General features: G+C 39.0%; 10 protein-coding genes and 3 pseudogenes. All 13 read left to right on the top strand.

Translation table 11 applies throughout. The features are described 5' to 3' along the window. Nucleotides 1-266, top strand: a pseudogene (locus ABMA45_RS00615) (phosphoenolpyruvate carboxykinase (ATP)); the annotation flags it as partial. A 351-nt stretch (nucleotides 267-617) separates the two neighbouring features. Further along, nucleotides 618-2,012, top strand: a complete 1,395-nt coding sequence (locus ABMA45_RS00620) for an alanine/glycine:cation symporter family protein (protein ID WP_022087951.1) — start codon at nucleotides 618-620, stop codon at nucleotides 2,010-2,012. Between the two features lie 373 nt (nucleotides 2,013-2,385). Further along, nucleotides 2,386-2,520, top strand: a pseudogene (locus ABMA45_RS00625) (cysteine synthase A); the annotation flags it as partial. A 4-nt stretch (nucleotides 2,521-2,524) separates the two neighbouring features. Continuing rightward, entirely contained in the window at nucleotides 2,525-2,827 is a 303-nt protein-coding gene (locus tag ABMA45_RS00630; protein WP_022087953.1) for a hypothetical protein, read from the top strand. Beyond that, nucleotides 2,817-2,960, top strand: a complete 144-nt coding sequence (locus ABMA45_RS00635; RefSeq protein ID WP_158562623.1) for a hypothetical protein — start codon at nucleotides 2,817-2,819, stop codon at nucleotides 2,958-2,960. The genes ABMA45_RS00630 and ABMA45_RS00635 overlap by 11 nt, the downstream gene beginning before the upstream one ends. Then, nucleotides 2,936-3,028, top strand: a pseudogene (locus ABMA45_RS00640) (coenzyme F420 hydrogenase); the annotation flags it as partial. The gene ABMA45_RS00635 and the pseudogene ABMA45_RS00640, both read left to right, overlap by 25 nt. 24 nt (nucleotides 3,029-3,052) lie before the next feature. Further along, a complete protein-coding gene (gene thiS, locus ABMA45_RS00645) occupies nucleotides 3,053-3,262 on the top strand; it encodes a sulfur carrier protein ThiS (protein WP_022087954.1) in 210 nt (69 codons plus the stop codon). After that, on the top strand, nucleotides 3,262-4,068 hold the full coding sequence (thiF, locus tag ABMA45_RS00650; protein ID WP_022087955.1) for a thiazole biosynthesis adenylyltransferase ThiF: 807 nt from the start codon (nucleotides 3,262-3,264) through the stop codon (nucleotides 4,066-4,068). Before thiS ends, thiF begins: the two co-directional genes overlap by 1 nt. 263 nt (nucleotides 4,069-4,331) lie before the next feature. Continuing rightward, a complete protein-coding gene (locus ABMA45_RS00655; RefSeq protein WP_022087956.1) occupies nucleotides 4,332-4,736 on the top strand; it encodes a glutamyl-tRNA reductase in 405 nt (134 codons plus the stop codon). Between the two features lie 257 nt (nucleotides 4,737-4,993). Further along, nucleotides 4,994-8,038 carry an SrtB-anchored collagen-binding adhesin gene (locus ABMA45_RS00660; protein ID WP_022087957.1) on the top strand — a complete coding sequence of 1,015 codons (3,045 nt, stop codon included), beginning with the start codon at nucleotides 4,994-4,996 and terminating at the stop codon, nucleotides 8,036-8,038. A 235-nt stretch (nucleotides 8,039-8,273) separates the two neighbouring features. Continuing rightward, nucleotides 8,274-8,600, top strand: a complete 327-nt coding sequence (locus tag ABMA45_RS00665) for a YdcP family protein (protein WP_022087958.1) — start codon at nucleotides 8,274-8,276, stop codon at nucleotides 8,598-8,600. Between the two features lie 15 nt (nucleotides 8,601-8,615). Next, nucleotides 8,616-9,002: a YdcP family protein gene (locus ABMA45_RS00670; RefSeq protein WP_022087959.1), complete on the top strand. Its 387-nt coding sequence runs from the start codon at nucleotides 8,616-8,618 to the stop codon at nucleotides 9,000-9,002. Between the two features lie 83 nt (nucleotides 9,003-9,085). Next, a partial coding sequence (locus tag ABMA45_RS00675; RefSeq protein WP_348029863.1) for a M23 family metallopeptidase occupies nucleotides 9,086-9,794 on the top strand: 709 nt, incomplete at its 3' end.

The raw sequence follows: 9,794 nt of genomic DNA on the forward strand, positions 1-9,794 counted from the left end.
AGGATACACGTGGTATCATCGATGCTATCTTAAATGGTGACATCTTAAATGCACCAACAAAGAAGATTCCATTCTTCAACTTTGAAGTTCCAACAGAACTTACAGGTGTTGATACAAAAATCCTTGATCCTAGAGATACTTACGCTGATGCTTCAGAATGGGAAGTTAAGGCTAAGGACTTAGCAGAAAGATTCATCAAGAACTTTGCTAAGTATGAAGGAAATGAAGCTGGTAAGGCTTTAGTTTCAGCAGGACCACAGATTTAATATTTAATTTATTAGAATGTAATGCGAAAGCATAAATTAATATAAGAATGTTTTATATTCAAAGAAAGCCAGGTGCTTATTGCACCTGGTTTTTATTGTATAGGGCAAGACCATGTTTACAAAGGCGAGTTTTTTTTGAAGAAAAAACGAGGCTTTAATTTTTTGACCATAATCCTTTAATATGGTATTATATAAAAGATTGAATTTAATAATGTAATTGATTAAAGTGATTTTTATGGTTTATAAATAAATTGATTATATCTATAGAAAATAACAAGTGAAATTAAAAAATATACTTAAAGAACAATTACATATAAAATTCTTTGATACTAAGGAAAGAGGATTAAGTAAATGCTAGCACTAATTAAAGAAATTAACAGCGCAGTTAATAACTTTATATGGGGTGTTCCTGCAATGACTTGCATTATAGGCGTAGGTCTTGTATTAAGTATTAGAACGGGATTTCTGCAAATAAGGAAGTTTCCATATGCAATGAAAGTTACGATTGGCCGTATGTTTAAAAAGAAAGAAGCGGCAGACGGAGCAATGACACCGTTTCAGGCAGTTTGTACAGCACTGGCTGCAACAGTGGGAACAGGAAATATAGCAGGCGTTGCCGGAGCGATTGCAATAGGTGGACCAGGTGCAGTTTTTTGGATGTGGATTTCAGCAATCTTAGGAATGTGCACAAAATTTTCTGAAGTAACATTAGCAGTTCATTTTAGAGAAAAGAATGAGAAAGGCGAGCTTGTTGGCGGACCAATGTATTATATAAAGAATGGTTTAAAAAAACATTGGCATTGGCTTGCGTACTTGTTCTCTATATTTGGTGTTTTAACTGTATTTGGAACAGGAAATGCAACTCAGGTTAATACAATTACAACTGCCATAGATTCAGCATTATTTAATTATGGAATTATTTCAAAAGATAGTGCATATACAGTAAATCTAATTATAGGAATAATACTTGCAGTATTATTATCGTTAATTTTATTAGGTGGAATAAAGAGAATTGGACAGGTTACAGAAAAACTGGTTCCATTTATGGCGGTAATTTATATTGTATTTGCATTAGGAGTTGTTGCTCTTAATTTTCAGAATATACCACATGTGTTTGCTTCTATTTTTAAAGGGGCATTTTCACCGGCATCAGTTACAGGTGGTGCTGTAGGAAGTTTCTTTATGAGCATGAAAAAAGGTGTATCGAGAGGAATTTTTTCAAATGAAGCAGGACTTGGTACAGGTTCAATAGCACATGCATGTGCAGATACAAGAAAACCTGTTAAGCAGGGATTGTTTGGAATATTTGAAGTATTTGTTGATACAATTGTAATATGTACACTTACAGCACTTGTCATTTTATGTAGTGAAATTCCGGTAAATTATGGAAGTGCCGCAGGAGCAGAGCTTACAATCTTAGGATTTACATCGACATATGGAACTTGGATTTCTATATTTACGGCTGTTGCAATGTGCTGTTTTGCATTTTCAACTATTATCGGATGGGGACTATATGGTTCAAGATGTATAGAATTTTTGTTGGGACCAAAGGTAAACAAGCCATTTATGCTTGTCTATTCATTGGTTGCAATAGTTGGAGCGACAATGGATTTAGGACTTATGTGGAGCATTGCTGAAACATTTAACGGACTGATGGCAATTCCAAACCTTATAGCAGTATTCCTGTTGTCAGGAGTTGTAGTTAAACTTGTAAAAGAATATTTTGCAGATGAAGGAAAAGAATAAGATAGTTATAATATCTGGTAATAGATAGATAAGAAGATGAAGAGACATGTAAAGTGTTTCTTCATTTTCATAAAAATAAAAAGGTTCTAAACCTTACCCCCAAGTAAAGTTTAGAACCTTTTTTTATGCGAAAATATTTTATCATAGGTAGATTTAAAGTAATACGTAAAAAGTAATACGTAAAAAGTTATACGAAAAGTTATACGGTTATATTTTGTAAAATTGAAAACAAAAGAAGGTTAAATTCTTTATAATATCAATAAAATTTTTTAAAAACACCTATAAACTTATTGATTTAGTAGAAAATAAATGATAGTATCGACAATAAATATATATTAATCCTATTCGCAAACTAGGAAAAGGCGGTGCGATTATGGGAAATATAGTAAAGCAATTAACAGAATTGATAGGTAATACGCCATTATTGGAAATTACCAATTACGAGAAAGAAAATGAATTACAAAGCAAGATTATAGGAAAACTTGAATATTTTAATCGACAGAGTAACAAATATGACTTCAGCATGCGGTGTCGTTGAAGAAGTAAACACAGACGAAAGTGCATTATATGAAGGAAGAGTAGACAGAAAAGTTAGAGCGGCAATTAAAGGACAGACTGCCATAACAGTAGAATTTGTAAATGGTGCAAACAGAGCATTTGTGGAAGACATAGAAAAAGCCCTTAATTTATATGGAATACATACTTATCTGTATGCTCCACAGGCAAATGAAGATGTTTCTACAGTAGTAAAACATTTACACAGTAGTAAAACATTTACACAGAGCGGGTATTGTTGTATTGTTATTGCTGGATGAAAATCAGAAAAATAACATAAAAACTACAGATGTAAATTATATTACTGATTGGGATAAGGAAGGCACAGAAGTAGAACAGGTTGCAGGATTTATCCGTAAACAGCCTAATATGGAGATGGACACGTACATTTGACATCAAGACAAAGTGTGGAAATCCCATTTATAAAACTTGAAAATATAGAAGAAGTTATTGAAAAATTATTTTAGAGTAAGGAGAATGTGAAAATGTTAGTAACAGTAGCAGGTGAAAAGAAAGAAATTGAACAGGGAACAACAATTGCAAAGTTAATCGAAATTGAAAAAGTTGAAAATCCTGAATATGTAACTGTAACAGTTAATGATGAGTTCTTAAACAGAGCTGATTTTGAAACAACTCAGGGTAAAGAAAATGATACAATCGAATTCTTATATTTCATGGGAGGAGGAGCGTTTTAATGGCATTTACGAATGAACAGATGGAGCGCTATTCCAGACACATTATTTTGCAGGAAGTAGGTGTCAAGGGACAGAAAAAACTGTTAAATGGAAAAGTGCTTATTATAGGAACAGGTGGACTTGGATCCCCTGCAGCAATGTATTTGGCAGCAGCCGGAGTAGGAACAATTGGAATAGTTGATGCTGATGAAGTAGATTTGTCAAACCTTCAAAGACAGATTATTCATGGAACAGCTGATGTTGGCAAGGCAAAAGTTAAATCAGCAAAAGAAACCATGAATGCAATGAATCCTGATGTAACAGTTAATACATATCGTGAATTTGTTACATCTGAAAACATAATGGATTTAATTAAAGATTACGATTTTATAATTGATGGAACAGACAACTTCCCGGCAAAGTTTTTAATAAACGATGCCTGTGTAATGGCTAAGAAACCATTTTCACATGCAGGAATTATAAGATTTAAAGGTCAGCTTATGACTTATGTTCCTGGAGAAGGACCATGTTACCGTTGTGTATTTAAAAATCCACCTCCAAAGGATGCAGTTCCAACATGCAAGCAGGCAGGTGTTATTGGAGCAATGGGTGGTGTAATCGGAAGTTTGCAGGCAATGGAAGCAATTAAGTACCTTATAGGAGTAGGCGATTTGCTTACAGGAAAATTGTTAACTTATGATGCATTAAAAATGGAATTCCACACAATAAAACTTCCAAAAGCAGACGGAAGCTGTGCAGTATGTGGAGATCATCCGACAATTACTGAACTTATTGATTATGAACAGGTTGAATGCGACGGAAAGTAGGAAAATATGTTATAAATGACAAAAGAAGATTATGAAAAAATCTTAAATTGTTAAAACCTGTGGTTTGATAGTTTAAGTCGTATTAATTGCTACCTTCTTTTAAATATTTAGACAGGCTTACGATAGACATTTTTTGCATATTGAGTTATCTTGAAAAGGAAAATTATCAAATAAGATAAAATTGGTTAAGGTCAACAGATGATTTATAAATATCAGACATTATTTAATCATACTTAACATTAAGATAAGAATTGGAGAATGAAATGTACTGCATTAGTGTTAACCATAAAAATTCAGACGCATTTATAAGAGAAAAATACGCTTTAAATGAATTAGAAAAGAAAGAATTTTATGATAAAGTAAGAAAAAACAAAAATATAAGTGGATGTATATGTCTGATGACATGCAATAGAAATGAAATATATTTTGAAGGAAATAAAGCCGCAGTTAGTGAAATTGAAAATATTTATAAAGAGATAAAAAATATAGATTATATCAAAACTCTGGCAAAAGAAAATAATGAAAAGAAAATCACTGAAGCAAAGAAAACAATGCTTATTACAGTAAGAAAATCATTTGGAGAAAAAGTTTGCGTAAATCAGGTTGGTTCATTAATGAGTGTATTTTTCACAGATAAAAAAACAACTAAAAATCTGATTGTCCGCTAAAACACTGTACTTATCAGCACATTCAAGGATTGAAATACTTCAAATTACTACGATTTTACTACCATTGAATGAGCCTTGATACGTTAGAAATCCCAGATATGCAAAGATATGGTACAGCACATCAGTATTGAAAAGATTAAAATTGAATATCGCAAGTAGATTATGGAACGCCGATATTGACGTTCCTTTTCTATTACCAGCCGTTCAGAAATGGACGGCTTTTTCTATATCCAAACGAAAGGAGAATTTTAAAAGCTATGAAAAAGATATTGAAGCGATTAGCCACAGGCTTCCTTGCCTTTGCGACTATCGTTACCGCTTTGCCGACAACGGCAGTCCACGCTTCCGAGAAGCAATACTGGACAGAAAGTGCCGAGCGTGTCGGTATCGTTGAAAAAGTAATGAATGACGGTTCTATCGGTTCGACATTCAATGAGGGACACATGACCGTTGAGGGCGAGGACGCTTTCTGCGTGGATATTAACACCAACTTCCGCAACGGTTATAAGACCAGAGCCGACGCAAGCACACGCATGAGCTACGACCAGATTTCAGATGTTGCCCTCTCAATCGAGTATGTTAATCAGTATGTGCAGAGCCACAGCGGATTGAGCAGTCAGCATATCTATCTTTTGAAACAGTGCGTCGTATGGCAGAGATTGAGTGTTCATCTTGGCTGGCAATGCGATAACGTCAGAGCTTCCTATGATGAAATTCCAAAAGCTATACAGGACGAGGTTTACGCTGGGGCGAAAGCCTTTGCCAGCGAGAACAAGGAACGCTATGAATGTGGCGGTTACATCTACTCTGGCGAGGGACAGGACATTGGACAGTTCTGGGCGAAACTTGCCGTTGGAAATGCCACATTGAAAAAGACTTCCAGTAATGCCAGCATTACCGATGGGAACGGGCTTTACTCTATCGCTGGTGCGACTTATGGTGTCTATTCTGATAAGGACTGTACGAAACAGCTTGCCACCCTTACGACTGATAACAGCGGAAATACTGATACCGTGGAAGTAAAGGCTGGCACAGTCTACATCAAAGAGCTTTCTGCTCCTGTTGGCTATAAGGTGGACAGCACTGTCTATTCCTTAAATGTGGAAGCTGGCAAGACAGCGACACTCAATGTATCCGATACGCCAAAGGTCACAGATACCCTTATCGAGCTTTTCAAGATTGACATGGAAACACAGAAAGACGCTCCACAGGGCGACGCTTCCCTAGAGGGTGCGGAGTTCACATGGAAATTCTATGCGGGACACTATACCGCTGACAATCTTCCTAGCGAGCCTACAAAGACATGGGTGACAAAGACAATCGCTGAAAAGGACAGCGACGGCACTATCCATTATGTTTCCCGCCTTTCTGATGAATACAAGGTATCTGGGGACAGCTTCTATACACAGGACGGAAAGAACGTGCTTCCTTTAGGAACGCTGACCGTTGAGGAAACGAAAGCTCCTAACGGCTATCTTCTTGACGGTGCATATATGCAGACTGACGGAAGCGAGGAACAGATTAAAGGAATGTACCTTACACAGATTACCGAGGACGGCGACATTGCCGTACTGTCTGGAAGCAATCAGTACCATGTATCAGACAAGGTTATCCGTGGCGGTGTAAAAATCCAGAAAAGAGATTTAGAAACCAGCGATACCAAAGGTCAAGGAAGTGCGACTTTGAAAGACGCTGAATTTGAAATCATTTCTCTGAATGACAACGCTGTACTTGTCGAGGGGAAACTTTACAGCAAGAATGAAGTGGTAAAAACAATCCTTACCGACATTGAGGGCGTGGCTTCTACTTCTGCCGACCTGTTACCTTACGGGAAATACCGTATCGAGGAAAGCAAAGCTCCAGAGGGCTATCTGACGGACGGTGCGAAACCGATTGAATTTGAAATCACAGAGGACGGAAAAATCGTTGACCTTACAGGTACGGACACTTCCATTTACAATCAAGTAAAGCGTGGCGACCTGGAGGGTGTCAAGATTGGTGCTGGTACACACCAGCGTCTTGCGGGAGTTCCGTTTAGGATCACCAGCAAGACCACAGGTGAGAGCCACATTATCGTAACTGATGATAACGGACAGTTTTCTACTTCTTCTGACTGGGCTTCCCATAAGAACAACACCAACGCAGGAAAGACCAGCGAGGACGGTATCTGGTTTGGAACAAGCGAGCCTGACGACAGCAAAGGTGCTTTGATTTACGATACCTATATCATTGAAGAATTACGCTGTGAGGGCAACAAAGGCTTTGAGCTTATCCCTGCCTTTGAAATCGTGGTGTCCAGAAACAATGTGACCGTTGATTTAGGGACACTGACTGATGAATGCGAGAAAGAAATCACTATCCATACCACAGCCACAGGCAAAGACGGCGAGAAGTCTATCGTGGCTGGTAAAGAGGTAACAATCGTTGACACGGTTACGCTTGACGGGCTGGAAAAAGGCACAAAATATCAGTTGAAAGGCTGGCAGATGTTGAAAGAGGAAAACGCCGAGCTTCTTATCGACGGTCAGCGTGTGGAAAGTGATTACACATTCACAGCCGACAGCGAGGAAATGAAGATTGAAATAGAATACACATTCAACGCTTCTTCTCTGGGCGGTCAGAACCTTGTGACCTTTGAGGAACTTTACGACCTTTCCAATGAGGACGAGCCTGTAAAAGTGGCTGAACACAAGGACATTGACGACGAGGGACAGACGGTGCTTATCACAGAGCGTATCATCTCTATCCATACCACAGCGACCAGCGAGGACGGAAAGAAAGAGATTGAAGCTGGAAAAGACGTGACAATCATTGATACTGTTACCCTTGACGGCTTGGAAATCGGCACTAAGTATCAGCTTAAAGGCTGGCAGATGACTAAGGACGAAAACGCAGAGCTTATCATCAACGGAGAGCGTGTCGAGAATGATTATACTTTTACTGCCGACAGTGAAAGCATGGAAGTCCAGATTGCCTTTACATTCGACGCTTCCGAGCTTGGCGGAAAAGAACTTGTGACCTTTGAGGAATTATACGATTTGAGCAATCCAGACGAACCGACTAAGGTTACAGAGCATAAGGACATTGAGGACGACGGGCAGACGGTGACAATCACAGAAGTACCAGAAATGCCGGAAGAACCAACAGAGCCGGAACAGCCGACCACACCAGATACACCGAGCAAGACAACAGACGCTCCAAAGACAGGCGATAACACAAACATTGCCTTATTCTTAGGGCTTCTTATTCTCTCTGGTGCAGGCGTGGCAGGAACATACTTCATCAAGCGTAGACGTTCATAATCGGACGGTCTGCTTATGATGATGAAGAAATCACGTTCCCCGCCGATACATGGAAACGGCGGAGCTTCCCTTTATTCTGGCTTGTCCGCCACCCACCTGTAAGCACACAGACAGTCAAGGGTGCTTTTAAGCATTTACCTGCCCTTGACGGTCTGGGGGCTTACGGGTATCACACCACCAGCCAGAATAAAAGCATTGATAATCAACAGATTTTATAGAAATGAGGTATGAACACATGAAATTGAAATATATCGTGCCTGACATGGCACAGACTTTTGGTAACTTGGAGTTTGCAGGAGAAAATGAGGTAGAGCAACAGCGTGTCAATGGTCGCTTTGTCCCCGTGACGAGAAGCTATAACCTGTATTCCGACATTCAGAGAGCCGACGACATTATCGTGGTGCTTCCCGCAAAGGCTGGGGAGAAGCGTTTCAAGTATGAGCAGAAAGTCAAGCTCATCAATCCTAAGATTACCGCCGAGGGAAAGAACGTGCGAGGTCGTGGCTACACTAACTATATCTTAACGGCTGATGATATGCTTCCAGCCGAGGAAAGCAAGTAAAGGGGGTATCAGATTATGAGATTAGCGAATGGAATTGTGTTAGATAAGGAAAAGACGTTTGGAGTACTGAAATTCTCCGCATTAAGACATGAAGTGCGAGTAGAGAATGAGGACGGGACAACCAGCGAGGAAATCAAGCGTAGAACTTACGATTTGAAGTGCAGTCAGCAGGAACGCACGATACAGGTATCTATCCCAGCGGAAATCCCTGTCAAGGATTATCCGTACAATGCAGAGGTGGAGCTTATCAATCCTGTTGCCGATACGGTGGCAAACGCCAACTACCGAGGGGCAGACGTGGAATGGTACATCAAGGCAGACGACATTGTACTGAAAAATAAAGGCGGTCAGCCCGCAGGAAATCCACAGAACCATGCTCCGCATGGACAGCAGAAAAAATAAACAGATAAAAGCTGATATGTATTGCCTACCTTTTCAAGCTCCTATATAATGAGAACGAAGCAATATAGGAGTGATGATAATTAGTGGAAACTTTCGCAAAAATCATAAAAAAGATGTATTGGCTAGGATTGATAGGTTTTCTTGGAACATTTCTTGATATTCCAGTATTGAGGTTATTCTATCTGTTTTTTCTGCTGGCGATTGTAGATTTTGTTCTATCTTTTATTATTGTGATACGGACAGAAAGCACAGATGAAACAGCAATCGCCTTGAAATTCTTGTCTCAGAATATAGGTATGCTGATTGGAATACCCGTGATATATGTACGAAACTTGTTTTTTCTGCCTAATATCCGTAATTATAAACCACAGACTTTATATAGTCTCCCATTTTCGGGGTGCTGGACTGTGGCAAACGGCGGAATAAACAGAGAAACTTCCCATTCTTGGTCTATCTGCAATCAACGATATGCGTATGATTTTTTTGTTGAGGAAAATGGAAAAACATTTCATGGGGACGGGAAATCCGTATCTGATTATTTCTGCTACGGAAAACCTGTTTTATCTCCTGCTGACGGCATAGTGGTTGAAATCAAAAATCTTTTTGAAGATACTCCTATCCCAGAGGAGCAAGAGGTATTATGTAGTGCTTCTGACGTAAGAGGAAATTATATTGTTATTCAGCACACAAAGCATGAATATAGTACCATAGCACATATCAAAAAAGACAGCTTTTGTGTAAATGTAGGCGATAAAGTATGTCGGGGACAGCAGATAGCCTGCTGTGGCAATA

Source organism: Eubacterium sp. CAG:156 (assembly GCF_000434315.1).
In the GTDB taxonomy this organism is placed as follows: Bacteria; Bacillota; Clostridia; order Lachnospirales; family Lachnospiraceae; genus Eubacterium_U; species Eubacterium_U album.

Bases quoted from the DNA above. Each gene is read 5' to 3' on its own strand.
- ABMA45_RS00620 (WP_022087951.1), top strand. From the start codon at position 618: ATGCTAGCACTAATTAAAGAAATTAACAGCGCAGTTAATAACTTTATA.
- thiF (WP_022087955.1), top strand. From the start codon at position 3,262: ATGGCATTTACGAATGAACAGATGGAGCGCTATTCCAGACACATTATT.
- ABMA45_RS00660 (WP_022087957.1), top strand. From the start codon at position 4,994: ATGAAAAAGATATTGAAGCGATTAGCCACAGGCTTCCTTGCCTTTGCG.
- ABMA45_RS00655 (WP_022087956.1), top strand. From the start codon at position 4,332: ATGTACTGCATTAGTGTTAACCATAAAAATTCAGACGCATTTATAAGA.
- ABMA45_RS00670 (WP_022087959.1), top strand. From the start codon at position 8,616: ATGAGATTAGCGAATGGAATTGTGTTAGATAAGGAAAAGACGTTTGGA.
- ABMA45_RS00665 (WP_022087958.1), top strand. From the start codon at position 8,274: ATGAAATTGAAATATATCGTGCCTGACATGGCACAGACTTTTGGTAAC.
- ABMA45_RS00630 (WP_022087953.1), top strand. From the start codon at position 2,525: ATGACTTCAGCATGCGGTGTCGTTGAAGAAGTAAACACAGACGAAAGT.
- thiS (WP_022087954.1), top strand. From the start codon at position 3,053: ATGTTAGTAACAGTAGCAGGTGAAAAGAAAGAAATTGAACAGGGAACA.